At 63.0% G+C, this 23,710-nt stretch carries 25 protein-coding genes; 15 read left to right on the top strand and 10 right to left on the bottom strand.

All coding sequences use genetic code 11. The annotated features are described in order from the left end of the window. Window positions 1–40: 40 nt before the first annotated feature. Window positions 41–775, bottom strand: coding sequence for an SDR family NAD(P)-dependent oxidoreductase (locus ACIPV6_RS18430; protein ID WP_400272268.1), 735 nt, complete (start codon window positions 773–775; stop codon window positions 41–43). A gap of 126 nt (window positions 776–901) precedes the next feature. Here ACIPV6_RS18430 and ACIPV6_RS18425 point away from each other — a divergent pair, with 126 nt between their 5' ends. The 3 genes from ACIPV6_RS18425 (at window position 902) to ACIPV6_RS18415 (ending at window position 3,073) form a co-directional block, all read left to right on the top strand. After that, window positions 902–1,918 (top strand): zinc-dependent alcohol dehydrogenase family protein, encoded by a 1,017-nt coding sequence (locus ACIPV6_RS18425; protein WP_400272267.1) that lies wholly within the window; start codon window positions 902–904, stop codon window positions 1,916–1,918. Between the two features lie 27 nt (window positions 1,919–1,945). Continuing rightward, window positions 1,946–2,341, top strand: a complete 396-nt coding sequence (locus ACIPV6_RS18420) for a cupin domain-containing protein (protein ID WP_400272266.1) — start codon at window positions 1,946–1,948, stop codon at window positions 2,339–2,341. A gap of 144 nt (window positions 2,342–2,485) precedes the next feature. Beyond that, window positions 2,486–3,073, top strand: a complete 588-nt coding sequence (locus tag ACIPV6_RS18415) for a TetR/AcrR family transcriptional regulator (RefSeq protein ID WP_400272265.1) — start codon at window positions 2,486–2,488, stop codon at window positions 3,071–3,073. A 6-nt stretch (window positions 3,074–3,079) separates the two neighbouring features. Here ACIPV6_RS18415 and ACIPV6_RS18410 read toward each other — a convergent pair whose 3' ends face one another. Both ACIPV6_RS18410 and ACIPV6_RS18405 read right to left on the bottom strand, forming a co-directional pair. Beyond that, entirely contained in the window at window positions 3,080–4,591 is a 1,512-nt protein-coding gene (locus tag ACIPV6_RS18410; RefSeq protein ID WP_400272264.1) for an APC family permease, read from the bottom strand. 197 nt (window positions 4,592–4,788) lie between these two features. Further along, complete coding sequence (locus tag ACIPV6_RS18405; protein ID WP_400272263.1) at window positions 4,789–5,202, bottom strand: cupin domain-containing protein; 414 nt, start codon at window positions 5,200–5,202, stop codon at window positions 4,789–4,791. 353 nt (window positions 5,203–5,555) lie between these two features. Between ACIPV6_RS18405 and ACIPV6_RS18400 the strand changes: the two genes are divergently transcribed. From ACIPV6_RS18400 to ACIPV6_RS18390, 3 genes are all read left to right on the top strand, one after another. Continuing rightward, window positions 5,556–5,933 carry a cupin domain-containing protein gene (locus ACIPV6_RS18400; protein ID WP_400272262.1) on the top strand — a complete coding sequence of 126 codons (378 nt, stop codon included), beginning with the start codon at window positions 5,556–5,558 and terminating at the stop codon, window positions 5,931–5,933. A 39-nt stretch (window positions 5,934–5,972) separates the two neighbouring features. Next, the gene (locus ACIPV6_RS18395; RefSeq protein WP_400272261.1) at window positions 5,973–7,367 is read left to right on the top strand and encodes an NAD(P)-binding domain-containing protein; all 1,395 of its coding nucleotides are present in this window, start codon (window positions 5,973–5,975) and stop codon (window positions 7,365–7,367) included. A 73-nt stretch (window positions 7,368–7,440) separates the two neighbouring features. Continuing rightward, window positions 7,441–7,677, top strand: a complete 237-nt coding sequence (locus ACIPV6_RS18390) for a hypothetical protein (RefSeq protein WP_400272260.1) — start codon at window positions 7,441–7,443, stop codon at window positions 7,675–7,677. 15 nt (window positions 7,678–7,692) lie between these two features. Here the strand turns inward: ACIPV6_RS18390 and ACIPV6_RS18385 are convergent, their stop codons facing one another. Both ACIPV6_RS18385 and ACIPV6_RS18380 read right to left on the bottom strand, forming a co-directional pair. Further along, window positions 7,693–8,922 (bottom strand): amidohydrolase, encoded by a 1,230-nt coding sequence (locus tag ACIPV6_RS18385; RefSeq protein ID WP_400272259.1) that lies wholly within the window; start codon window positions 8,920–8,922, stop codon window positions 7,693–7,695. 24 nt (window positions 8,923–8,946) lie between these two features. Further along, entirely contained in the window at window positions 8,947–10,413 is a 1,467-nt protein-coding gene (locus ACIPV6_RS18380) for an MFS transporter (protein ID WP_400272258.1), read from the bottom strand. An 84-nt stretch (window positions 10,414–10,497) separates the two neighbouring features. Between ACIPV6_RS18380 and ACIPV6_RS18375 the strand changes: the two genes are divergently transcribed. The 3 genes from ACIPV6_RS18375 to ACIPV6_RS18365 all read left to right on the top strand — a co-directional run bounded on the left by ACIPV6_RS18375 (window position 10,498) and on the right by ACIPV6_RS18365 (window position 13,940). Continuing rightward, window positions 10,498–11,514, top strand: coding sequence for an Lrp/AsnC family transcriptional regulator (locus ACIPV6_RS18375; RefSeq protein WP_400272257.1), 1,017 nt, complete (start codon window positions 10,498–10,500; stop codon window positions 11,512–11,514). A 42-nt stretch (window positions 11,515–11,556) separates the two neighbouring features. After that, window positions 11,557–12,459 (top strand): LysR family transcriptional regulator, encoded by a 903-nt coding sequence (locus tag ACIPV6_RS18370; protein ID WP_400272256.1) that lies wholly within the window; start codon window positions 11,557–11,559, stop codon window positions 12,457–12,459. Window positions 12,460–12,569: 110 nt separating this feature from the next. Further along, on the top strand, window positions 12,570–13,940 hold the full coding sequence (locus ACIPV6_RS18365) for an L-serine ammonia-lyase (protein WP_400272255.1): 1,371 nt from the start codon (window positions 12,570–12,572) through the stop codon (window positions 13,938–13,940). A 3-nt stretch (window positions 13,941–13,943) separates the two neighbouring features. Here the strand turns inward: ACIPV6_RS18365 and ACIPV6_RS18360 are convergent, their stop codons facing one another. Further along, window positions 13,944–14,324, bottom strand: coding sequence for a nuclear transport factor 2 family protein (locus ACIPV6_RS18360; RefSeq protein ID WP_400272254.1), 381 nt, complete (start codon window positions 14,322–14,324; stop codon window positions 13,944–13,946). Window positions 14,325–14,343: 19 nt separating this feature from the next. Here ACIPV6_RS18360 and ACIPV6_RS18355 point away from each other — a divergent pair, with 19 nt between their 5' ends. The 6 genes from ACIPV6_RS18355 to ACIPV6_RS18330 all read left to right on the top strand — a co-directional run bounded on the left by ACIPV6_RS18355 (window position 14,344) and on the right by ACIPV6_RS18330 (window position 21,162). After that, on the top strand, window positions 14,344–14,772 hold the full coding sequence (locus tag ACIPV6_RS18355) for a hypothetical protein (RefSeq protein WP_400272253.1): 429 nt from the start codon (window positions 14,344–14,346) through the stop codon (window positions 14,770–14,772). A 175-nt stretch (window positions 14,773–14,947) separates the two neighbouring features. After that, window positions 14,948–16,498, top strand: a complete 1,551-nt coding sequence (locus ACIPV6_RS18350; RefSeq protein ID WP_400272252.1) for an ABC transporter substrate-binding protein — start codon at window positions 14,948–14,950, stop codon at window positions 16,496–16,498. A 37-nt stretch (window positions 16,499–16,535) separates the two neighbouring features. Continuing rightward, window positions 16,536–17,477 carry an ABC transporter permease gene (locus tag ACIPV6_RS18345; protein ID WP_400272251.1) on the top strand — a complete coding sequence of 314 codons (942 nt, stop codon included), beginning with the start codon at window positions 16,536–16,538 and terminating at the stop codon, window positions 17,475–17,477. 13 nt (window positions 17,478–17,490) lie between these two features. Further along, window positions 17,491–18,318: an ABC transporter permease gene (locus ACIPV6_RS18340; RefSeq protein ID WP_400272250.1), complete on the top strand. Its 828-nt coding sequence runs from the start codon at window positions 17,491–17,493 to the stop codon at window positions 18,316–18,318. Continuing rightward, the gene (locus ACIPV6_RS18335) at window positions 18,311–19,891 is read left to right on the top strand and encodes an ATP-binding cassette domain-containing protein (RefSeq protein WP_400272249.1); all 1,581 of its coding nucleotides are present in this window, start codon (window positions 18,311–18,313) and stop codon (window positions 19,889–19,891) included. Before ACIPV6_RS18340 ends, ACIPV6_RS18335 begins: the two co-directional genes overlap by 8 nt. After that, entirely contained in the window at window positions 19,888–21,162 is a 1,275-nt protein-coding gene (locus ACIPV6_RS18330) for an MFS transporter (protein ID WP_400272248.1), read from the top strand. The genes ACIPV6_RS18335 and ACIPV6_RS18330 overlap by 4 nt, the downstream gene beginning before the upstream one ends. A gap of 543 nt (window positions 21,163–21,705) precedes the next feature. On the opposite strand, the gene ACIPV6_RS18325 is transcribed toward ACIPV6_RS18330, so the two are convergent. Genes ACIPV6_RS18325 through ACIPV6_RS18310 form a run of 4 tightly spaced genes read right to left on the bottom strand, consistent with a single transcriptional unit; the run spans window position 21,706 to window position 23,244 of the window. Next, a complete protein-coding gene (locus ACIPV6_RS18325; protein WP_400272247.1) occupies window positions 21,706–21,987 on the bottom strand; it encodes a DUF6228 family protein in 282 nt (93 codons plus the stop codon). Beyond that, a complete protein-coding gene (locus ACIPV6_RS18320; protein ID WP_400272300.1) occupies window positions 21,941–22,117 on the bottom strand; it encodes a hypothetical protein in 177 nt (58 codons plus the stop codon). Before ACIPV6_RS18320 ends, ACIPV6_RS18325 begins: the two co-directional genes overlap by 47 nt. Before the next feature lie 14 nt (window positions 22,118–22,131). Then, window positions 22,132–22,509, bottom strand: coding sequence for a CPCC family cysteine-rich protein (locus tag ACIPV6_RS18315; RefSeq protein ID WP_400268488.1), 378 nt, complete (start codon window positions 22,507–22,509; stop codon window positions 22,132–22,134). Between the two features lie 60 nt (window positions 22,510–22,569). Next, window positions 22,570–23,244: a hypothetical protein gene (locus ACIPV6_RS18310; protein WP_400272246.1), complete on the bottom strand. Its 675-nt coding sequence runs from the start codon at window positions 23,242–23,244 to the stop codon at window positions 22,570–22,572. Window positions 23,245–23,710: the final 466 nt, after the last annotated feature.

The following is a 23,710-nucleotide window of genomic DNA, read 5'->3' as shown; positions in this document are numbered from 1 at the left end:
CGTCGTTGTTTGTGCCTTAGTGGGAAACAGCGGCGGGCTGCTACGGCTGGATGGAGACCCCGGTATGTTCGGACAGCGAGCTGAGCAGCGCGTCCTGGAACCGATGATCGTGGACCGAGGGGTGCGGCTCCCGCACCATCTGGTGATACCAATACTGGCCGGTTCCCTGAGCCTCCGGCGCCGACCCGGCGGCGAGCCAGACCTGCGTCAGGTGGCCCAGACGGAGGTCATCGGGGGCGCCGGCACCGCCCATGCGTGTGGGCACCCAGCCGGGATCCACAGCGTGCGTCGAGACCCCGGGCCACAACCGTGCAACTGCGGCCATGAGGGTGGTGACGAACAGTTTGCTGTCCGAATAGGAACGGCTCGCCCGCGCTCCGCTCCATTTGATCCCCTGAAGATCCGGATGGCCGCCCCGGTGCATGCCACTGCTGAGATAGACCACGCGGTCCGGCCGGTCCATCCCGGCGGTCAGCAGATACGGCGCTACGACGTTCACCGGCAACACCGAAGAGCCATCAAGGACGCCGGCATTGTGGATGACGGCATCGAAACGGCCCAGCTCGTTGGCTTGCCGGACCAGATCGCGCACCTGGTCGGTGTGGGCGAGATCGCCGACCACCGCCTCCGCGCCGCGCCCGAGCAGATCGTCGACAGCCACGAGCCGCGCTTCGGTGCGGACGTGCACCACCACTGAATGGCCGCCGTCGAGCAACGCTTCAGCGGCACCGCGCCCCAGGCCGTCGCTGGAACCGGTGATGAGGATCTTTGCCATGCGCCCCAGCCTAGGTCCCGCGGGGGTAAGGGAGGGAGGTACTGCCATAACCCGTACCCGCCGTACCCTCGCTAACTTTCGCCGCACGGGGTTTAGTTGAGGAACCTAGGGAACGGAGAAGTGCTGATGCGCGCAACAATCATCCATGCACCCGGCGATGTCCGGGTGGAGGAACGGGAAAAGCCCACCCTCCAGGAACCCACTGATGCGGTCATCAAACTGGTGGCTGCTTGCGTGTGCGGTTCGGACCTGTGGCCATACCGTGGCGCCGACACCATCGAGGAACCCCGGCCGATGGGCCACGAGTACGTGGGGATCGTGGAGGAGGTTGGCGATTCTGTAGTCAACGTCCAGGTTGGGCAGTTCGTGGTGGGCTCGTTCTACGCCTCGGACAACACCTGCGAGATCTGCTTGTCCGGTTACCAGTCGGGCTGCATCCATCGCGAAGGCGTGGGAAGCGCCCAGGCCGAGTACCTCCGCGTGCCACTCGCGGACGGCACCCTGGTTGCCACCCCGGAAATGCCCGACGCCGGCAAGGTCGCCTCGCTGCTGGCCGCCTCCGACGTCCTGGGGACCGGGTGGTTCGGCGCAAAGGCCGCCGAAGTGGGCCCGGGCAAGACCGTAGCGGTGGTGGGGGACGGCGCCGTCGGGCTTCTTGCCGTACTGGCCGCCAAACATATGGGCGCCGAACGCATCATTGCCATGTCCCGCCACGCCTCGCGCCAGGCGCTGGCCCGCGAATTCGGTGCCACGGACATTGTTGAAGAACGCGGCGACGAGGGCGTCGAGAAGATCAAGGAACTCACTGACGGCCTGGGCGCCCATTCGGTGATCGAAGCTGTCGGCACGCAAGAATCCATGATGCAGGCCATCCGGTCCACGCGCCGGGGCGGACACGTCGGTTACGTGGGGGTTTCCCACGATGTGGAACTCCCCGGCCGGGAATTGTTTTCTTCCCACGTCCACCTCCACGGCGGACCGGCACCAGTGCGCGATTACCTGCCCGAACTGATCGATTTGATCTTCAAGGGCGAGATCAACCCCGGCAAGGTCTTCGACTTGGAGCTTCCGCTGGACGAGGCCCCCGAGGCGTATAAAGCCATGGACGAGCGCCGGGCCATCAAGGTGTTGCTGCGGCCGTAATTTTCATTCCCTGCGAGGAGGAATCCAATGAAGTACACACAGAGCGGCGGCCAAACCGGAGCCGGACCTGCGGAATGGTTCACGGGCACGGTGCAGATCGACACGATCCGTACTCCCGACGAGCAGACGGCCATCGGTTGCGCCCACGTTCGGTTCGCCCCCGGGGCCCGCACCGCCTGGCACCACCACCCCAAGGGCCAGACGCTCTACGTGACCGACGGCATCGGCTGGGTTGCCCGCCGCGGAGGAGAAATCCAGGAGATCCGACCGGGCGATGTGGTGTACATCGAACCGGGCGAGGAACACTGGCACGGAGCCACGCAGGACAGGTTCATGGCGCACATCGCCCTTCAGGAGGCCGACGGAAACAGGCAAGTGGTGACCTGGCTGGAGCACGTCACCGATGAGGAGTACGGACTGTAGTTGAACTCAGGAGTGCCCGGAGAACCTTTAGCGGTTCCCCGGGCACTCCTGTGCTTTCTGGCGCTCATGTCCCCCGTCGATGCCCACGGGTGGTTTCGGGAATACTCTTGTAGGAAATGACGCACCGTGTGCAGGGAGGAAACCGTGCGAATCCCCTCAGAGGAACGAAAAGAACAACTCATAGCCGCCACCGTGGAATTGATGAAGCGTGAGGGAGTTCAATCGGTAACCATGCGTGCCATCGCCAAGGAAGCCAATGCCCCGTTGGCTACGGCACATTATTGCTTTGACAACAAAGACGTTCTCATGGAGGCTGCCGCTGGCGCCTGGCTGAAAAACCTGGGTCGTTTTTCCCGTGACCTGCCGCTGCATTTGGGGTTGCGCAAGACGGTGGAACAGGTAGCGGACGGATACTGGCGGTCCCTGGAAGAAGAACCCGCGAGTTTGCTCGCAGAATTCGAGCTCATCCTCTGGGCAACCCGCAACATCGGATCGAGCCAGGTTGCGGCGAAGATATACCCGGCGTACGTCGTCGAACTGGGAAAATTGCTCTCTGAAGCCGCCAGTTATGATTCCGAGGTGTGCCGGATGGACATTGATACCTTGGTGCGCTCGTTCCTGATGATTTTTGATGGCGCCTCCATTCAATACATCACCGATCCCGAGGCAGTCGATCACCGCGCCAACTACTTCATGATGATCGACGCGCTATTGATCAAGGCAGGGCTCTAAGCGGCGCTAGGACCGGGAGACCAGCGTGGAATCGCCATCCCGTTGGGGTTCGTTGTCCGCGTCGGGTACAGCGCCTGACTCGAACCCTTTGGCAGCAGCTGCCCTCTTGTGGCGCTTTTGCTCGTACTGCGTGAAGAACCAGATGGGAACGTAAAGAGCCAGCGCAATGAACCCCAGCCACGTAGGTGCCCAACCGATCTCCAGGCTGTTCAGGTAGACGACGCCCACCACGCAAAGGGGCAGATTGAACAATCCAAAGAACAGCGCCACCTTCGTCCACCCCCGGGGTGCTCGGAAGGGACGGTCCAAGTGGCTGAAGGACGGGTGCTTCTTGGCCTTGACGTAGGCGAAAAGGCTGATCCCGTTGGCACACGTGTAACCGATGGCCGCGGCCGCGAGGATTGCCGGAATGGATCCCAAGGAGATCAGGGCCACGTTGAAGGCAGCCGTGAAGAACATGGCGACCCAGGGAGTTCCATGGCGGTTGGTCCTTCCGAACACGCGGGGAAGGTTTCCTTCAACCGACATGGAGTGCATGGCCCGTGATGAACCAAGGTAGGCCGTCTGGATGATCAGGATCATGGCGGCTATCAGCATAATGATCGTGACCACGGATCCAACGCCGCCAAAGACGGCTTGTGCCACGGTAATCAAGGGCGAAATCGGTTCGGCCATCACACCGTCAACGCCAAGGACACCAATGACGGCGGCCTGCACCAGGACGTAGGAGAAGAAGCAGATGATGCCGCAGGAGAACAGTGCCTTAGGTACGTCTTTTCCCGGTTTCTTGTACTCCGGACCGTAGATGGCCGCAGTTTCCCAGCCGCAGGCACTCCACTGGGCGATGGCAAAGATACCGAAAAGAATGAGGACGTGGTGCAAGTCCCAAGACCAGTCGGTGGGCACCCAGTTTCCGCTGATGTGCGCGAAGTCCACATGCCCGGTGGCAAACGGGGCCACGGTCAGGATGACCAGGGGGATCAAGGAGACGGCGGCAAGGATGTACCCCAGAATGGCGCCGTCCTTCAGGCCGAACCAGTTGACTATGGACAGGGCCACAAAGATGGCCAGGCCCGCAATCAGTGAGAGCTGGTATTCGGTGAAGGTCTCAGCCAGGGCCGGAAACAACCCATGCAGGTAACCACCCACCAGCATGGCGAAGATGGCCAGCACTGGATTCCAGGCGAACCAATAGCTCCACGCACTAAATCCGCCGATTAGCTGCCCTTTGTTGAACCGGCCCGTGTGGTTTTCGGTACGGAAGACGTGCTGGGCAAATCCAGGAAGACCGGACGCCTTGGGAAAAGTGGTGGCCAGTTCCGCATAGGCCGTGTTCTGGAAGAAGCCTTGAACCACCGACAATCCCCAGATAAGAATTGCCGCTGCAGAAACGTACATGGGCAGGTAGCCCAGGGAAGGAAGGATCAGCAGTGGCACGCCCAGCGAAATGGCCAGCCCCTGTTTCCAATCGATTGACCGTTTAAGGTGGTCCGCTCCGTTCAAACTGTCTTGACTCATTGATTTCTCCTTTGAATGGCAATGGAATCTGTAAACCGGGATGTTTACAGGCAGGACAATGTCACTGCATGCCGAATGGAGGTGTTCCAATTGATGATCAGAATGCAGTTACTTGCGCAGCAACGCGTCCAAGGATGCGGGAAATGGTGTTCGATGTGGACGCAGCTGTTCGCCGCGAACTCCGGATACGGAGCGGTTCAGATTTCGAAGTAACGGAATGAATCCGACTCCAGGCCTTCAGGGTTGGGGCCGTAGATGGTGACCATATGGGCGTAAACCGGCGCCCAGTAGCGGCCGAGTTGGCCGGGGTTGACCCGGGCAACGTCGCCTGGTTTCAGAATGACGGTTTTGCCTTCACTCTCAACGTGAAGTTCGCCTGCAATAAGCACATTGGTTTCGGTATGCGGATGGAAGTCCTCCCAGCCGCACGCTTCCAACTCCCACTCGGACAGAATGAAGTCTGCCCAGCGGCCAACAGGCTTCGAGTTGATGAATCGGCACCGCAACCGCGGCCATTCCGCTTTCATGGGCGTCATGGCTTCGGCCGGCCAGAGGTCGAGAACCTCCCCCGTCATTGGGGTCCAGGACTGCAGCGCAGGGGTTGTGGTCATAGTTCTCACCCTTTCTTAGGCGTGGCCGACTGCCCCGCAGATTCAAAGGGAATTCGTGGCACAACGCGCCAATATGATGCGGGTCACAGCGAGGTCAACTGTGACAGGAACAGATGTTCAAGTCAACGGTTCAAGACGAAGAATTCCTTATGCAGGAGATCCGGTTAATTTTTCATGAACGGTTGACTTGTACAGGCGTTCATGTCAACGTGATTCAGGCAAGGGAAGTGACTCGCATCACAGATCCAAGGCCTTCAAGCCGAATCTTCCGGCGGCTAATGGGCGATGAAAATTACCAACCAGTCCCTTGGCACAGCTCTGCCGAAAATCCCACCAGATCCAAAGGAGAAATCATGGAAACGCTTAACGGAACCCTGAGCAAGGCTGGATCCATCCACAAGGTTGAAGGCGGATTCCTCAACCTTCCATCGATGAACGAGGAGGGCTGCGACGCAGCCATTGGCGACTCACTCTCCAACCCTGTCGGCTCGGTCATGTGTGCCGGATTCTTTGAACTGAAGGCGTCCAAGCCGCTCGTGTACACCTACACCTACGACGAAATGAAGGTTGTGGTGGCAGGGGAATTCATCCTCACCGACCAGGCAACGGGCGAAGTCACCCACGCCAAAGAGCGGGATGTCCTGTTCTTCCCCAAAGGGACAACCGTCAAGTTCGAAACCCCCGGCTACGCCCTCGGGTTCTTCGCCGGCGACCGCGACTTCGCTGCCTAGGTTCCGGCACCCTCACACCATCTGAAAGAGGTAAGCAGCATGACACTTCGAGTCGGAATCATTGGCGCAGGACCCAGTGGCCTTGCCCAACTGCGCGCGTTCGAATCAGCTCGGCAAAAAGGCATCGACATCCCTGACATCAAGTGCTTCGAGAAGCAGGACGACTGGGGTGGCCAGTGGAACAACAGCTGGCGCATCGGCCTGGATGCCAGCGGTGAGCCGGTCCACTCCAGCATGTACCGTCACCTGTGGTCGAACGGCCCCAAAGAGTGTCTGGAGTTCTCGGACTACTCATTCGATGAGCATTTCGGACGGCCCATTTCCTCCTTCCCGCCCCGCGAGGTGCTCTTCGACTACATCAAGGGCCGGGTGGAAAAGTCGGATGTGCGCAAATACGTCAACTTCAACACCGTGGCGCGCCACACCACCTACAACGAGGACACCCAGGAATTCACGGTGACCGTGGAGGACCTGCGGACCAACCTCACCGAGACCCATGTGTTCGACAAGCTCGTGGTTGCCACCGGGCACTTCCACGTTCCTGCCGTACCCGAATTCAAGGGCATCAAGTCATTCCCCGGCGAGGTCCTGCACGCCCACGACTTCCGTGGAGCCGAGCGCTTCGTGGGGAAGAGGCTGCTCATGATCGGCAGCAGCTACTCTGCCGAGGACATCGGTATGCAGGCCCACAAAATGGGCGCCGCCTCCATCACCATGAGCTACCGAAGCAACCCCATGGGCTACCACTGGCCATGGAACACGGTGGAGCGCCCGCTCGTCACGCACTTCGAGGGCCGGACGGCTTACTTCGCGGATGGCACCCATGACGACTTTGACGCCGTGGTGCTCTGCACCGGATACCAGCACAAGTACCCGTTCCTGCCCGGCGAACTCTCGCTGAAATCCCCGAACGTGCTCTACCCGGGGAACCTCTACAAGGGCGTCGTGTGGCAGCAGAACACCAATCTGTTCTATCTGGGCGCGCAGGACCAGTACTACACCTTCAACATGTTCGACGCCCAGGCCTGGTTTGCCCGCGACGTCATGACCGGCGTCGTAAACCTCCCATCCCTGGCCGACCGCGAGGCGGACATCGCACTTTGGCTGGAGCGCCAGGCGGCACTCCAGGACCATGATGCCGAAGCCGATTTCCAGTCCGATTACCTGCGCGAGCTCATCGACGCCACGGACTACCCGTCCTTCGACCTCGACGCCGTCTCCCAGCTGTTCAAGGACTGGATGCACAACAAGCACACCGACATCCTGGGCTACCGCGATGCCGTGCACCGCTCAGTGGTTACCGGCACCATGGCAACCAAGCACCACACCCGGTGGATCAACGCCATGGATGACTCCCTGGACCGGTACCTCAACGGCCCCTCCCAGGAGCTGGCCAGCGGGTCGCCCAAAGTCCTGGCTGACGAACGCGCCTGACGCACGCGGTTGGCCCTTCGCCGGCTGGAGATACCGGCGAAGGGCCAACCATGGAACAACGTGGAGAAGTGTGGTGAGAAGAGCCTATTGCCTGGCGGACCGGGAGGAGTGGGAAGCGGAACTCTTCGCCTCCCTCAGCAGGGCTGTCAGGTACGAACTGCGGCATGACCTGCGGTGCCTTGCCTGCGGCGGCAAGGCGTTGTTCCGCAGCGCGTCCGCACGACGGCCCGCCATGTTCGCGGCCCGGCATTCGCCGGCCTGCCTCCTCATCAACCACCCTGCGTGGGGCGTCTTCAGGTATCTCCAATAGCCTCCCGCAAGGCTCCTACGCCTCCAGCGTGCTCGTCGTCGCACCCTGCTCCCGGGCGGCCTGCAGTTCCAACAGCTCGGACCGCAACGCCGGATCCAGCGCCGCGTCCAGCACGGTCAGTGCCAGGACAGTAGCGCCGTCCACGACGGCGTCGTCGGCCTCGGGCGTGATGGCGTCTGCGGTGAAGTCCGGGTGGTGCGGAACGGCGGTGCTGTTGCGGACCACCACCATGCCATGCACAGAGGGAAGAACCTGGGAAACGTTCCCCATGTCCGAGGATCCGCCACCGAAGATCGGCGTGTGGTCCACCGGGCGGCCGATGCCTTCCATGTTGTTGTCCCAGAGCTTCCCCAGGCCCGCGTGGGTATGGATCGGCGCGTACGGGTGCTCGGTTTGCCGGTGGGTCCAGGTACATCCGGTGGCGATGGCCGCACCTTCGAAGCAGGCGAGCACGCGGCGCTTGAGGTCCCGCCACACGTCAACGTCCCCCGCGCGGACCTCAACCTGTACCGTGGATTCCCCGGCGATCACATTGGTGGCGCCGCCGCCGTGCGAGATGAAGGCGTTGGTGTTCGCGTTTTCCGGCAGGTGCTGGCGCAGCACGGCCATGTTCATCAGGGCCAGGCTCGCTGCTGCCCCGGCGTTGATGGCCTTGTCCGGGGCGCCTGCGGCGTGGGCTTCACTGCCCTTGAACTGCACCTCGAAGCGTTCCACCGCGGCCATGCTGAAGGCCGAAGCGCTGCGCTCCACCCCCGTCATTCCGTGCACCATGAGCGAGAAGGCGGCGTCCTCCCAAGCCCCCGCCTGCAGTAGCGAAACCTTGCCGCCGCCGTGCTCTTCGGCGGGAGTGCCCAGGACCTTGATGCGCAGTCCGGCGGCGTCGGCTACGGGCTTGAGAGCCAGTGCTGCACCAACGCCGGCGGCCGCGATCATGTTGTGACCGCAAGCGTGGCCCACTTCGGGGAGGGCGTCGTATTCTGCGCAGATCACTACAGTCAGGTCGCCCACACCATAGGTGGCCTCGATCGCCGTCGGAATTCCGTACGCACGTTCGGTGACGTCGAAGCCGCCGTCGCGCAGCACCGCGGCCACGGCCGCCGCCGACTCATGCTCTTCCCAGGAGATCTCGGCCAGCGCGTGCACCTTGTGGCTAAGTTCCAGGATGGAAGGTACGACGGCGGTCGCGGCCTCGCGTACGGCGTCGCGCAGGGTTTCCTTGGAGGTGATATCAATCGAAACGGTCATTGTTTCTTCCTTCTCTGTCGAGGTTCAGTTGGCTGGTTCGAGGGTCTGGTCCGTGGCGGAGTCCTGCTGCCCGGACATCCGGGGCTCGGCGGTTTCGGACGCCGCCTTGGCCTGGCGGATGAAGAGCACTGCGATGGCGAAGAGGACACACAGTCCGGCGCAGATCCACCAGACGGCGTGGAAGGAGAACTGCGTGGCTACGCGTGTTCCCGACGCGGAGGGAGCAGTGAGGGCCGACATGAGCAGGGCAAAGAGCGCACCGGCAACGCCGCCGGCAGCAGTCCGGGCCGTGTTGTAGAGGCCGGACGCGATGCCTACCGAGTCGGCGGCCGCACGCTGCACCACCAGCGTGGGAAGTGTTCCGCTGACGATGCCCGTGCCGAGACCTGCCACCACCAGCCACACCGTGAACGTGACCAGGGTTCCGGGCGCCAGGATCATGAGCAGGTAGGCCACGGCTCCGAGGAGTCCGCCGAAAGCAACCGTCCGCGTGCCGCCCAGGATGCGGGATACGCGGTCTGCGAAGGTCGCTCCCAGGAAAGCCGCCAGCGCCATGATGCTCAGCAGTATCCCGGCTGCGGACGCTGCGGCGCCGAAACCGAATCCGAGCGTCGCTGGATCTGAACGCAGGTAGACCGAGATCGGGGCCTGGGCTCCGAACAGTTGTGCGCCGAACAGGAAGGCAACCACGATCGGCAGGCCGATGCCTCCTCGAAGCAGCATATTCAGGTCAACCAGCGGGTGTTTGATGCGACGGGCGGACACTACCCAGCCCGCGAGCAGTGCCACGCCGATGATCATGGCGATGCCTACAGTCAACGGGGGCCAGGTGGCCAGGTTGGATGCACCGCCCAGGACGGCCGCCAGACCGCCACCGAGCAGGACCGCGCCAAGGTAATCCACTTTGCCTTGGCTGCGAAGCGGTGTTTCCTTGACGAAGATGGCGATGCCGGGGATGCACAGCGCCATGAAGATCGCCGGGAACAGCAACGTCAGGGAGAGGCTGCCGACGGCGTCAAGGACGATGCCGGACAAGAAACCACCGATCGTGGCGCCGAGGGTCAAGGCGGCGACGAGCCGGCCGATGCTTCGGCCCGACCGTTCCGAGTCACGCTGGTGGACAATGGCGAATTCCAAAGGCAGGAACACAGCCAGCGGTGCCTGGATGGCGCGGCCAACGAGGAACAGTTCGTAGTTCGGCGCGAACGCGACCAGGACGGACGCGGCTGCGACGATCGCCGTGGCGATCATGAGGACGCGTTTGTGCCCGTGGATGTCGCCGAGCTTGGACAGGAGGGGAACAACCAGGACCGTCGCCAGCAAATAGGCGGCACTGATCCAGTTCAGCGAGGCGGCTGAGACTCCGTGGTGCTCTCCGATCGATGAGAACAAAGGACTCAACCAGCCTTGCAGGATGCCGCTGCCAAGTTCCATGACAACCAGGAAGCCGACGGCTCCGGCAGCAGTGGATTTCTGCGCAGTTGTACGCATGTGCGCTCCGATGTGATGAGAAGTGAACGGGATCACACCATGATCGAAGCACCATGTTTCCGATGGATGAAATTGAAGCTTTCCATGGATTATCTTGCTGATATGCAGGAATACATGCTCGATCCCCTTGAAGAGCGCATCATCCATGCCTTGCAGATCGAAGGCCGGGCCTCGTGGGCCGAGCTTTCGCCCCTCCTCGGCGTGGATGCCGTGACACTTTCGCGGCGCTGGGAATCCCTCCGGGAAAGAGGACTTGCCTGGGTCACGGGGATCTTCACCGAAGGGGCCAGTGCCCTGGTGGACATCACCTGCATGCCCCAACACACGGCGAAGGTGGCGCAGGAGCTCATCAAGATTCCGGCAGTGATGACCCTGGACCACACTTCGGGTGGCCGGGACTTGCTGGCGACGTGCCTCGGGGAGAACCCTTTGGCGATTTGGGATGTGGTGACCAACCAGATCGGCGCCCTTGACGGCGTGCGGAACACGCAAACGCACCTGGTCACTGAAATGATCATGGAAGCCTCGGCCTGGAGATTGCGTGCGCTCACGCCCGCAGAGGCGGGCAAGGTTGCCAAGCCCAAGCCCCCGCGTGCGCGGGCCCCGCGAACTGTACATCCCGACGTCGAATATGCGCTCCGGCACTGCCTGCTGGAGGATGGTCGCCGTCCGGTGAGCCGCATCGCCGCAGAACACGGGCTCAGCGAACAACGCGTCGCGGATGGACTGGCCAGGCTGCGGGCTGACGGACGGCTGAGGCTGCGCACGGACGTAGCCCGCAGCGTCACCGGCTGGCCTGTCTACGCCTGGTATTTCGTGCGGACCGCGGCCAAACACATCCAGCAAATGCGCGGGCTCATGGCCCAGATTCCCGAAGCCCGCACTGCCTTGGCCGTGGCCAGCCAATATAACCTGGTGGTGGCCGTCTGGCTGCGGGAAATGACCGATGTGATGCGCTTCGAAGCAGCCTTGGAAGCGGCGGTTCCGAGCGCCCGGATTGTGGACAGGAGCGTGGTCTTCCGGATGAGCAAGCACCTGGGCCATGTCATAGATGACGAGGGCAGAGCCACGCTCGGGTTCGTGCACCCCTTCACTCCGTAGCCGGGAGTGCGGTTAAGTAGAGCTAAACCGAAGGGAGCGTCAGTGCTGGACATCCGACGCCTGCATATCCTCAAGACCCTTGAGCTCGAAGGCACCATGACCGCCGCCGCCGCCAAGCTGCACATGACCACCTCCGCAGTCAGCCAGCAATTGGCCGTGCTTGAGAAGGAGGCCGGCCTCGCGCTGCTGATGCGGACGGGCCGGAAGGTCAAGCTGACGGAGGCGGGCGCCTTGCTGGTGGAACACTTTGGCCGGATTGCCTCGGAAGTGGAAGCCGCTGAAGCCACGATGAAGAAGTTCCAGACCGACGTCCGCGGACGCCTGGCCATCAGCGCGTTCCCGAGTTTCTGCAGCACCGTCCTTCCCTCGGCGGTCATGTCCCTGCAAGCGGCCTACCCGAGGCTGGACGTCACCATCTCGGACCTCGAACCGTCCGAGAGCGTGGCCCAACTCCGTGCCGGAAACATCGATATCGCGGTAGTGGACGACCTCAGCGAGATCCAGGACGAGGGCCTGGTGAAGACCCTCTTGGCCCGCGACGAGATCATCCTGGTCCTTCCCCGGGACCACCCCGTGCCGGACACCGGCTCTCCCGTCAGCCTTCCCGACTACGCCCACGAAAGCTGGGTCCTGGACCAGGAAGGCAGCGTTTTTGAACAATTCGTGCTGCAGACGTGCCGTGAAGCCGGCTTCACTCCCAAGGTCATCGCCAACTGCCGGAACCTGATGGCTACGCTGGGCCTGGTCCGTGGCGGACTGGGGGTGGCACTCATGAGCGAGCTGAATCTTGGCCGCGAGACCCAGGATCTCCAGGTCCGCCGGGTCGATCCGAGCTGCGGCCGCAACATCATCATCCTGTACCGGGCAGCCGGCAAGGCCGCTCCCGCCATTGCCGCCGTCATCGAGGAACTCCGGATCGCCACCGAGGCCCGACCCACAGCCTGATTGTTAAGCGCAGCTTGACGGTTGTTTCACTAATTCCCGATGGACGCGCGCGCCGCAACACTCCACAGTTGAAAGGGAACCCAGCCCCTTTTGCTCCCTTGGAGGATCCCATGGCATTGAGCGCCCTCGACCTGTTCTCGATCGGCATCGGCCCGTCGTCGTCCCACACCGTGGGTCCCATGCGCGCGGCCCGCACCTTTGTTGACGCCCTGGAACAGGACGGGAAGCTCGACGCCGTTGATCGGGTTCACGCCGGACTGTTCGGTTCGCTGGGGGCTACTGGAAAGGGACACGGCTCGGACAAGGCCGTGATCCTCGGTTTCATGGGCGAGCTCCCGGAAACGGTGGACCCCATGGCCGCGGACCGCATGGTGGCCGAGGCGACGGAGGCCAGGAAGATCCTCCTGGCCGGGCGCCGGATGGTCTCCTTCAACCGGGCAAAGGACGTTGTGCTGCATATGCGCCAGTCCCTGCCGGCCCACCCCAACGGCATGCGCTTCCAGGCCTTCGACGGCCAGGGAAACCTCGTTTCCGAGCGGGTGTTCTATTCCGTTGGCGGCGGTTTCGTGGTGGACGAGGATGCTGTGGGCCAGGTAGCGCAGGACAGCGTGGTCCTGCGCTACCCCTTCAGCAACGGACAGGAACTGCTGGCCCACTGCGAGCGCGAAGGCATGTCCATCAGCGACGTCATGCTGGCCAATGAAAGTGCCTGGCGAAGCGAAGAAGACACCCGCGCCGAGCTCCTGCGCATCTGGGAAACCATGAAGGAGTGTGTTTCGCGCGGCTGTAGCCGCACGGAAGAGCACCTGCCCGGAAACCTGATGGTCCGCCGTCGTGCGCCGCGTCTCTTTGCCGATTTGCAGACCAAAGACGACGCGACCGATCCCCTGCGCGCCGTGGACTGGGTGAACCTGTTTGCCCTGGCCGTGAACGAGGAGAACGCCACGGGCGGACGCGTGGTCACTGCGCCCACCAATGGTGCTGCCGGAATCATTCCCGCCGTTTTGCACTACTACATGAAGTTCGTTCCAGGCGCCTCTGAAGACCATGTAGTCCGGTTCCTCCTGACCGCGGCCGCCATCGGCGTGCTGTTCAAGACCAACGCGTCCATTTCGGGTGCGGAGGTGGGCTGCCAGGGCGAGGTCGGTTCGGCCTGTTCCATGGCCGCCGGTGCACTGTGCGAAATCCTGGGCGGGACTCCCCAGCAGGTGGAGAACGCGGCCGAGATCGGTATCGAACACAACCTGGGCCTGACCTGCGATCCCGTCGGTGGCCTGGTGCAGATTCCCTGCATCGAGCGCAACGCGATGGCCAGCAACAAGGCCATCAACGCCGCGCGGATCAGCCTCCGCGGCGACGGCATCCACCATGTCTCCCTGGACACCGCCATCAAGACCATGCGCGAGACCGGCGCGGACATGAAGAGCAAATACAAGGAAACCTCGCGCGGCGGCCTCGCCGTCAATGTCGTGGCGTGCTGAGGGCTACTCCGTTTCGACCCACGCTGAGCGCCACTCCGGTGCTTCGAAGGCTTCGCTCCAGTAGGCCGTTTCCTTGGCGATCTTGCCGTCCCGGAATTCGAAGATGAACACCGTCTCGTATTGCGGGCGGGCATAGTCCAGCAGTGCCTCGGCAACCACCAGGTCCCCTCCGCTGGTCATCCTTCGCGGGGTGATGGTGGGCAGTTGCGGGAACGCGTTGTAGATACCGCGTCGGTTTTCCGCTCCACGCACCACCTCTCCGGACTGCGGCCAGTGCATGATGGCGTCGTCGTGGAAGAGTTCATCCATGACTGCTATGTCGCGGGCATTGATGCAGTCGATCAGCCGCTGGACCACTTGTTCGTTGGGCGTTGCTTCAGTCACGTGCACCCCTCGTGGTTGTGTGTTCGATACACGGATCATAGGAGTCCGGGGGCGCCAGGGGGAGAGGTTTTGGTCCGGTTTTACCGGGGGCGCCTGGGCGAACGCTGGAGCTATCGGCCTTGGCGTTGTTGCGACGGCGGCGATCATCGTGGGGCTCAACGCCCTGATCGGGCGCGCGGGCATCGCAGTAGGCGCGGTCATCACCCTGTTCGTGGGCAACCCGCTCTCGTCGCTGACCCAGCCCAAGGAATTCCTCCCCGCACCCTGGGGCGACGTGGGCCAATGGATGGTGCCCGGCGCCTCGGGAACATTGCTGCGGGACCTTTCCTACTTCCCGGACGCGTCGGCGGCGTTCCCGTGGCTGGTGCTTGCGGGCTGGGCCGTTGCCGGGGCGATGCTCATCGCCGTCGGCCACTTCCGGAACGCTCCGGCGGTGGCGGAAGCGTAGGCGCTGGAGAACTGTGGGGCTGGTCTCATTGGCGTTCGTTTATGAAGAGAGTTGGTTGACCAGTTCTTGGGTCTGAAAGTTAGGGCAGCCTACACTTAGTCTGGCCCTGCGCACCCCGGGCTTCCCCAGCTTCGCCTGCTCCCGTTCGCAGGCTCCCCGTACCTTAGGTGGTTTCATGCGTTTTTCGTTCCCCTCTGCCCTTTCCGTGGGGCTCGTGGCGGTCCTGTCTTTGTCCGGCTGCGGCTTTACGGGGACGGCGTCATCCGGGTCAGCGCCAGCCGTGGACAAGAACCAGCGCATCGTCGTGGACAACTTCCGCGCCCCGGTAGCGAACTGGGCCCTCGAAAGTGACGCTGCCTACATCCTCTCGCTCTCAGGCTGCTTGGAAACCCTGACCCGGTACGACGAGTCGCAGGGCAAGATCGTGCCTTCCCTGGCTACTGATTGGAAGCAGGTTTCTCCGCTGGAGTGGGACTTCACCGTCCGCGAAGGAGTGCAGTTCCAGGACGGGACCGCTTTGACGGCGGACACTGTGGTCGGGTCGCTGGACAGGGTCCTGAAGGCCGCGGTTCCGGCCCGTGCCTTCAACCCCAAGGTGGTCAGCTCTGTAAAGGCCGTCGACCAGCACACCGTCCGGATCACCACCCCCACCGAAAGCCCGCTGGTTCCGTATCGCATGGCCAGCGTCAACACCGGCATCCTCTCCCCAGCCGCGTTCACCGGACAGGGAGTTGACCCGTTCGGTCACTGCACGGGACCCTTCACTCCGGTTTCGGAGAAGGCCAAGCAGTCTTTGACCCTGGACCGCAACGACTCGTACTGGGGCGGGGAAGTCCAGTTGGCTGGGGCGGAGGTGCGGTTCGTGACCGACGGCGCCACCCGCGCCACCCAGGTGAGGACAGGCGAAGCCGACATTTCCCTGTCGATTCCGGTCCCCGCGCTGTCGTCCTTGGAAACGGACCCGAACGTCAAGGTCCTGAAAGCTGACTCCCCGCGGACGGCGACGCTCTACATGAACAATGCCAAGGCGCCGTTCGACAACGTCAACTTCCGCAAGGCCATCACGTCGGCGCTTGACCTTGAATCCCTGGCAGCCAGCGTTTATGAGGGTGCGGCAGTCGCGTCCACCGGACCGTTCGCCCAGTCTGAACCGTGGGCAACCGAGGCCTCGGGGGCTCCGAAGTTCGATGTGGAGAATGCCCGGAAGCTGCTCACCGAGGCCGGCTACACGGCCGACCGCCCGCTCGAGGTCATTGCCATCGTCGAACGCGCCGAGTTTGCCGATGTCGCCACCGTCATCCAGGACAACCTGAAGGCCGTGGGTGTTCCGGTCAGCATCGTGACCAAGGAATATGCCGCCGTCGAACCGGATCTGCTGGCCGGGAAGTACGACATGGTCTTGAGCCAGCGCAACCGGCTGATCGACATTGCCGATCCCATCGGGTTCCTCACGGCCGACTACACCTGCGAGGGGACCTACAACCTTAGCCACTTCTGCAACAAGGACTACGACGCCGTTATCACCAAGGCGGCAAAGACTACTGACGCGCAGGAACGCTACAAGCTCTACGCCGAAGCCGGAACGATTCTGCGCGACCAGGCAGTAAACGTCTGGCTGGTGAACGAACAAGCCATCGACGCCGTCCGCGCCGATGTGCAGGGCCACACCCAGGACCCGTTGGCCCGTTACGTCGTCCGCAGCAGCACGGCCAAACCCGCTTCCTGACCGCTATGGCAGTACCCGTCCCCTGGTTGTGGCGCCCATGATGGCATTTGTCGGCAAGAGGACTGCGGCCCTGGCAGCCGCTGTCCTCTTGTCCTCCTTTGCCGTCTTCCTGATCCCGTACGTGACCCCCGGCGACCCGGTGCGAAAGATCATTCGCTCGCGCGTCTCCGGGGAAATCATTGACGACTCCGCCGTCACGGCGCTGGCTGCCGAACTCGGATTGAACGATCCGCTCTGGACCCAGTACCTGCGTTGGCTGGGACGCCTGGTTACCGGTGACATGGGATTGTCCTATACCAGCCGGACACCGGTAGCGGATCAGGTCTTCCCGGCCTTCGGCATCACGCTCACGCTGGTCATCCTGGCCCTGGTAACGGCAGCAGTGCTTGCCCTGGTGCTTGGCGTCGTGTCCGCGATCCGACACGGTCGGACCGCCGACCGGGTGATCACGGCTTTAACCCAGGCCTTCATCGCCATCCCCGAATATTGGCTGGCGCCAGTCCTCGTCCTGGTGTTCGCGCTGCAGCTCTCCTTGGTGCCGTCAGCAGGTTGGGCTGGCCCTGCCTCGGCGATCCTTCCAGTGGCGGTCCTCGCCCTGCGGCCCACCAGTTACTTCACCTCAGCCGTGCGGGAAGGAGTGTTGGAGGCGATGCAGGCCGAACATGTGGGCGCGGCGCGCAGCCGCGGGGTAACCGCGGCACAAACCATGTGGCGGCACGTGATTCCCAACAGCCTGCTGCCGCTGACCACCTTGGTTGCCGTGTGGTTCGCCGGCTTGCTGGGTGGCTCCGTGATCGTGGAGGTCATGTTCGCGATACCCGGCATGGGAAGGTTGCTGTTCGACGCCGTAGTCAACAGCGATATCCCGGTGGCCCAGGGTGCCGTTGTCCTCATCGTGGCCCTGGCCGTCACCCTGACCACAGCTGCGGACCTCGTTCACACCATCCTTAATCCCCGAATGAGGCACTCCCTTGCCTAAAATCCCCAAAAGCTTGTGGATCGCCGCATCCCTGCCGGCTCTTGTCGTCGTGGCCGTCCTCCTCGCCCCGTCGATCATGCCCTTCGCTCCCGAGGCCCAGAACCTACCTGCCAGGCTGGCCCCTCCCAGTGCAATCCATTGGTTGGGCACGGACCACCTGGGGCGCGACGTCCTCAGCAGGCTGCTGGACGGAGGCCGGTTTTCCCTGACGCTCGCCGCTCTCGCCACCATAACGACGGCGGTAATCGGTACCGCCGTCGGCGTGCTCAGCGCCCGTCGGCGCGGATGGATCGATGAGTTCTTCACCCGAACCAATGACGTCCTGCTCGCCTTGCCCGAAATGGTCATTGCTTTGTTCCTGGTCGCCGCCCTCGGCACCGGCTACCACTCACTGCTGCTGGCACTGACCTTGACCGGCTGGACCCCCTTCGCCCGGCTGGCCCGTGCACTCACCTTGGACGTTTCAGCGCGCGGTTTCATCGAGGCCGCCCAGGTGCTGCGCTGCTCCCCGGCGTTCATCGTCAGGCGCCACATCCTTCCACACCTCGCCGGACCCTTGCTGGGGCAGGCCACCCTCCGGTTCGGGCAGTTCCTGATCAACGTCGGAGCCCTGTCCTACCTTGGGCTGGGAGTGCAGCCCCCGCAGTCTGACTGGGGGTCCATGCTGGCCGCCGCCCAACCGTACGCGCTGCGGGCACCCATGACCATCCTGGCACCTGGGCTTGTCATTTTTGCCGTTGCCCTGTCGGTCACCCTCATCGGCCAACACGTGCTCCGATCCTCCACGCGCCCCACCTCCGCCCTGCCTGCGGCACCGGAACAGGAGCCAACGCATGCCTGAACCACTCGTCGTCGAGAATCTCCGCGTGAGCCGCCACCGCCCAGGTGCGCTTGAGGCAACTCCGGACCCGATCCTCCGCTCGGTAGACCTGACCGTGGCACCGGGTGAGTTCGTGGCGATCGTCGGCGCCTCAGGCAGCGGGAAGACGATGACCGCCCGGGCGGTGATGGGCCTGCTCCCCCACCAGGTCCGCGTTGACAGCGGAGCCATCACGCTGGGCGGCACGGACCTTGTGAACGCCAGTGAAACCGAACTCAACAAGGTTCGCGGCGGTCGGATCGGGATGCTCCACCAACAGCCCAAGCGGATGTTCAACCCCCGCATGCGGGTCGGCCGCCATGTGGCTGAGCCGCTGAAGCTCCATCGCGGCCTACGCCGCGGCGAGGCCAAGGACACCATCCTTGAACTGCTGGCCGAAGTTGGGTTCGACGATCCGGCCGCCATCGCGGCAGCATTCCCGCACGAGCTCTCCGGAGGCATGGCCCAACGCGCCATGATGGCCGTTGCGTTGGCTGGCCAGCCCGGCCTGCTGCTCGCCGACGAACCGACCTCTGCCCTGGACAAAGTCCTGGAACGTCAGATCCTCCAACTCATCGACCGCCAGCGCCACAACCGTGGCCTCGGCGTCCTGTATATCACCCACGATCTCTCCACCGCTGCTGCCTTCGCCGATCGGCTGATCGTCATGGACCGTGGCATGATCGTGGAAACCGGGACCGCCCAGCAAGTCCTCAACACACCCCGGACCGACACCAGCAAGGCCTTGGTGGCCGCCTCTGCCCTCGTGCGCGCGGACGGCGCCGCAACCGCCGTCGAGCATCGCGTGGTCCTGGACCTTCAAGGCGTCACCAAACGCTTCCACCGGAAGGCCTCCCCGGCACTGGACGATGTGTCCCTGCAACTGCGTCAGGGCGAAATTCTCGGCGTGCTTGGACAGTCCGGGTCCGGGAAGAGCACCATGGCCCGCCTCCTCGTCCAGCTCGGCGCACCGGACACCGGAACCATCAGGGACACCACCGACGGCGGCATCCAGCTGGTCTTCCAGGAACCCCACGATGTCTTCGACCCAAGGTTGAGTCTTCGCCGAAGCCTTGAAGCACCGCTGCTGAACCGCCGGGGACTCCCCGGCGGTGAGTGCAGCGCAGAGGTGGAGCAGGCAGTCAGGGACGTGGAGCTCCACCCGGAGATCCTGGACAGGTACCCCGGCCAATGTTCGGGCGGCCAGCTGCAACGGCTCACCATCGCCCGAGCGCTTCTGACGAAGCCCAGTGTGCTGATCTGCGACGAAGCTACATCCGCGCTGGACACCGTCACCCAGAAGAAGATCCTGGACTTGCTGATCCGGCTCCACCGGGACAAGGACATGACCCTGATGGTCATTTCCCACGACCTGAACGTGATCCGCTACATGAGCCACCGGGTGGCCATCCTCCACCAAGGCCGGCTCGTAGAGGTTTCCTCCACCACGGACTTCTTCGCCAGGCCGCAACACGAACACAGCAAGCAACTGCTCGCAGCTACCTCGTCTCGCCCCGGACCCACGCCGCAAAACGCTCCATCTGCTGGCGCATGAGTACCCTGCCCCGCACCAAGGACACCCGGACGTTATTGGCCGCCCAGTTGGTGTTCAACATCGGTTTCTACGCTGTGGTGCCCTTCCTCGCCGTGGCCATGCGCGACGACTTTGGGATGCAGGCGGCCGCTATCGGGCTAGTGCTTGGAGCAAGGACCTTCAGCCAGCAAGGCATGTTCCTGGTGGGCGGACTTCTGGCCGACCGGTGGGGTACGAAACGCGCCATGCTCCTGGGGTGCCTGGTCCGCATCAGCGGCTACGCCACGTTGGCAGCAGCAACTGATTTTCCCTTGTTTCTGGTGGGCGCAATCCTCACCGGCGCCGGCGGCGCAATGTTTTCCCCGGCCCTGGAATCACACCTCTCCCGGGCCGATCTGGAGGTCGACGGGAACCTCCCCCCTGGGCAAACCCGACGACGTTCGGTTTTCGTGTGGCTGGCCATCACCGGAGAAATCGGCGCGGTCCTGGGACCGCTGCTCGGTGCCGCACTGATGGGCTGGGGTTTCGGTGCCGCGCTCGGGCTCGGCATCGCCGTGTTTGCCGTGTTCACCGTGGTCCTCTGGATCCGCTTGCCGTCCATTCCACCCAACGCAGCCCGCACGCCTGAATCCGCTGCGAACAGCCACGGCCGGCACCACCCCCTCCGCTGCCTGCGCAACCGCAGCTTCGTCGCGTTCTGTGCACTGGCCAGCGTCAACATGCTCGCCTACAACCAGCTGTACTTCCTCATACCGTTGGAACTGGACCGGCAAGGACTGGATAGTTCGTGGCTCGCGGTCCTCTTCCTCATTGCCTCTGCCCTCACGATCGCCTTGCAGCTGCCCGTTTCCGCGGCCGTGCGCCGTATGGGTGAGTCACGGGCCATGCCGGCGGGTTTCCTGCTGCTGGCCGCCGCCTTCGCTGCCGCATGCTTCGGGCAGGTAGCCGGGTCTTCGGCGATTCCCCTCGTAGTGGTGGTGGTGCTCCTGATTCTTGGCCACATGACCCTCAGGCCAACCATCCTTGCGGCCATCCCCGGATTCCTGGCTCCTGGAGATATGGCGGGGCGGGGCGCCTACTATGGGCTCGCCGCCAGCTGCGGCGGCATCGCTGTGCTGCTGGGCAACGCTGCGATCGGCCAACTCCGGCACTTGGCAGAGAACGGCGGGTGGGCTGGAGCGCCTTGGATACTCCTCATCGGCGCCGCGGTGCTTCCGGCGGTCCTCCTGCCCAGAGTGCTTCCAGTGCGGACGCAGTCTGTGGCTATGCCGGTGGGTGACAGGACCTCGTGAATGCAGCGGGGCGGCAGGGTTGCCGGGCGGTTGTGGGCATTAGGTCGGGGTGGCCCCAAGCTTGTCACTCACGGCTGACGGGGGGTTGGGCTGTGGACGATGCGCTCAATGACTTTGCGATGTCCACCGGCTGGCAGACCGTACACCATGGTTGCGAGAAGACTGGTAGCGGGCTCAACTAGGCCAAGTACCTTGGACTACCTTCCTGCCTTCCGGCTGCCTCCACAGTCCGCAGTGAACGCGAACTTGTGGCCAAGGACGCGGTCCGGGTCGCGTCCTTGGTGCACAACTCAGGCGGCTGGTCCAGCCTGCCATGCGCCGAGAATACGGACATCTGCGGTCCAGTAAGCGGCGACCGCCTTGATGAGGCGATCAGCCACACCCATGTCGTTCATCTGACCAGCTAACAACGGGTTAATGCGCGATTTTCTTGTCCAATGGTGTCTCACAACTGGCATGCACGGGTATTCGTGAGCCGGGAGTAGACGGGTTTCGACGGATGGCTAGAGTCAGCCTGAAACCGATGCGTTGCCCTTCGGGGGCCTAAGGCTTGATGCTGGTCAACAGGTTTCGAAGTGACTCCGCTGCCGTCTTCAGTTCTTCGCCTGGATCTAATGCGAGTTCTCCTTGGGCTCTCCAAGGAGTTGGGCCGGCGAACTCCTCGAGTTCGAAGGCTATGCGAACGTGGCCCTCGTGCTTCGCGGTTAACCTAAGGTCGCCCTCAATGGAGGCGAAGCTTATCTCACCATCCCAGCCACGCCAGTTGCGTGCTAGCTCGTCAAAGAAGGACAGCAGGCCCAAACCAACCGTCGAAATCCCAAACACGTTTGGCGGCTAGAAGTCCAGGCAGTTCGGCGGTAACAATCAGGACTTCGATAGGCAGGCTTGGGTTGGAAAGTGTGCTTTCAACGCGGAAGTTGAGCTTGCCCTGGTGTCCGACTGTCGCCTCATGCATTGCTTCATCTTCCACTAAGAGCTTCGACGAAGTTGCCGGGCTTTCCGCCAGTAGTAATAGACCGTCAGATCGGCCGCTAGGGGCTCTCCGTCGTCGATTGCCTTTCGAGGCTGGTCGATGTCATCAACTGCGGGGTCGAGGAGACGCCACTCAGGGTCACGGACGTATCCCTCTTGCTCAGGAGCGGCAAGTGGCCGCATCCAGGCGGGAGGGTGAGCATATGCGTCCTGGCATTTGATGAGGGGTGAATTAGCCCCACCCGTGGTTGGGAATCGTAGCTGAACTATGTCGTCTTCCCAGCCACAAACTTGGCAGATCTCATACGACCCAGGCTCTTCGGTAAAAACGAGATACCCGCAGCACGGGCAGGGAAATTCTGGGGAATCCGGCATCGTGCCAGTCTGACATATTCGAGCTTAGGCAAGCCGTAGTTTGCTGTCCTTTGCGAGGTATCAGCGCCTTCGAACGGCGGCGATGTATTGGGCGTAGGCGGCGGCGGAGTCTGTGGCGTGGCGTTCGATGGTTGTGGGGGAGTAGCCGAGGGTTTCGGCGATGATGGCCACGGGTGCGAGTTTGGTGAGTTCGTGGAGTGTTCCCAAGCGTGCGGCGCGGGTGCTGAACAGTTTGCTGAGGCGTGTGGTGAGGTGGCCAGGATGGATGTGGCGTCCGGGTGATGCTCCGCGGAACACCCATTTGGTGTTGGGGTGCGCGGCAGTCAGCCCGTGGCCCGGGTTCGCAGCGAGCTCCCGCCATGGCTGTGCAAGGGGATCTGGAAGTGCGATCTGGATGGTCCCCAGTTGAACGGTGACCAGTTCGTCGGTGACGCTGACGTCGTCCCAGATGAGGCGTGCGATGTTCTCTGCCTGTTGTCCGAAGACGAGGATCAGGATGGCCGCGGCGCGGTCGCGGGTTTCCAGTTCATCGGTGTGGATGACTTGTTGGAGTGCTTGGTCTTGTCCAGCTTTGGGGAGTCGTGGGCTGGTGCCGCGGCGGTGCGGAATGATGGTGAGCCCAGCTGGGGCGGCTTTGGTCTTGATGGCCCATTTGAGGAAGCGCTCAGCGATGCGCCTGGTTGTGGGTCCTTCGGCTTGCCATACGTCAAGGTGGGACTGCCGAAGTTCCGGCAACGTGATGTCATGACTGGTAAGCCAGTTCAGGAGGTCGATGGCGACGGTGACTTCCTGCTTGGCACGAAGAAAAGTGCCGCGTGACTTCGTCCATGAGATTCATGCGCCGTTGGTGATGCCAGCGGATGTAGCGGCGGATCACGTCACGGTGCTGCGGGTCGCTAACGCGTTCCAGGGCCTGGGCAGCCCAACTGTCGTAGCGCGTCAGGAAAGCATTTCGTTGGGGGAGCACCCCGTGTTCGGTGAGGAGTCCCCGGACGTATTCGCGGAAATGCGTTCGGTTACTCTCCGGGCTCGAGGAATTGCCTTGATTCGGCAGCACGGATGTCAATGAGCCTGTACGGGATCATTGCTGCGCAGGTCTTGGTCTCCACACCATGCTTCGGATAACTCAGCCGCCGCATCCTTCGGGCCAATCAGGCCAGTCCAGTTCACGGGGCCTGAGAAGGACCGTGTGCATGGTTTC

The organism is Paenarthrobacter sp. NPDC089988 (assembly GCF_044748465.1).
In the GTDB taxonomy this organism is placed as follows: Bacteria; Actinomycetota; Actinomycetes; order Actinomycetales; family Micrococcaceae; genus Arthrobacter.
The sequence above is the reverse complement of the archived record's forward strand: the minus strand, read 5'-3'. Positions and strand labels throughout refer to the sequence as shown.

What these genes read in the sequence shown, in the direction of transcription:
- ACIPV6_RS18400 (WP_400272262.1), top strand. Translation starts at nt 5,556, where the DNA reads ATGGAAACGCTTAACGGAACCCTGAGCAAGGCTGGATCCATCCACAAG.
- ACIPV6_RS18395 (WP_400272261.1), top strand. Translation starts at nt 5,973, where the DNA reads ATGACACTTCGAGTCGGAATCATTGGCGCAGGACCCAGTGGCCTTGCC.
- ACIPV6_RS18425 (WP_400272267.1), top strand. Translation starts at nt 902, where the DNA reads ATGCGCGCAACAATCATCCATGCACCCGGCGATGTCCGGGTGGAGGAA.
- ACIPV6_RS18320 (WP_400272300.1), bottom strand. Translation starts at nt 22,117, where the DNA reads ATGCATGAGGCGACAGTCGGACACCAGGGCAAGCTCAACTTCCGCGTT.
- ACIPV6_RS18410 (WP_400272264.1), bottom strand. Translation starts at nt 4,591, where the DNA reads ATGAGTCAAGACAGTTTGAACGGAGCGGACCACCTTAAACGGTCAATC.
- ACIPV6_RS18345 (WP_400272251.1), top strand. Translation starts at nt 16,536, where the DNA reads ATGATGGCATTTGTCGGCAAGAGGACTGCGGCCCTGGCAGCCGCTGTC.
- ACIPV6_RS18380 (WP_400272258.1), bottom strand. Translation starts at nt 10,413, where the DNA reads ATGCGTACAACTGCGCAGAAATCCACTGCTGCCGGAGCCGTCGGCTTC.
- ACIPV6_RS18365 (WP_400272255.1), top strand. Translation starts at nt 12,570, where the DNA reads ATGGCATTGAGCGCCCTCGACCTGTTCTCGATCGGCATCGGCCCGTCG.
- ACIPV6_RS18405 (WP_400272263.1), bottom strand. Translation starts at nt 5,202, where the DNA reads ATGACCACAACCCCTGCGCTGCAGTCCTGGACCCCAATGACGGGGGAG.
- ACIPV6_RS18315 (WP_400268488.1), bottom strand. Translation starts at nt 22,509, where the DNA reads ATGCCGGATTCCCCAGAATTTCCCTGCCCGTGCTGCGGGTATCTCGTT.
- ACIPV6_RS18350 (WP_400272252.1), top strand. Translation starts at nt 14,948, where the DNA reads ATGCGTTTTTCGTTCCCCTCTGCCCTTTCCGTGGGGCTCGTGGCGGTC.
- ACIPV6_RS18420 (WP_400272266.1), top strand. Translation starts at nt 1,946, where the DNA reads ATGAAGTACACACAGAGCGGCGGCCAAACCGGAGCCGGACCTGCGGAA.
- ACIPV6_RS18335 (WP_400272249.1), top strand. Translation starts at nt 18,311, where the DNA reads ATGCCTGAACCACTCGTCGTCGAGAATCTCCGCGTGAGCCGCCACCGC.
- ACIPV6_RS18330 (WP_400272248.1), top strand. Translation starts at nt 19,888, where the DNA reads ATGAGTACCCTGCCCCGCACCAAGGACACCCGGACGTTATTGGCCGCC.
- ACIPV6_RS18385 (WP_400272259.1), bottom strand. Translation starts at nt 8,922, where the DNA reads ATGACCGTTTCGATTGATATCACCTCCAAGGAAACCCTGCGCGACGCC.
- ACIPV6_RS18430 (WP_400272268.1), bottom strand. Translation starts at nt 775, where the DNA reads ATGGCAAAGATCCTCATCACCGGTTCCAGCGACGGCCTGGGGCGCGGT.
- ACIPV6_RS18375 (WP_400272257.1), top strand. Translation starts at nt 10,498, where the DNA reads ATGGATTATCTTGCTGATATGCAGGAATACATGCTCGATCCCCTTGAA.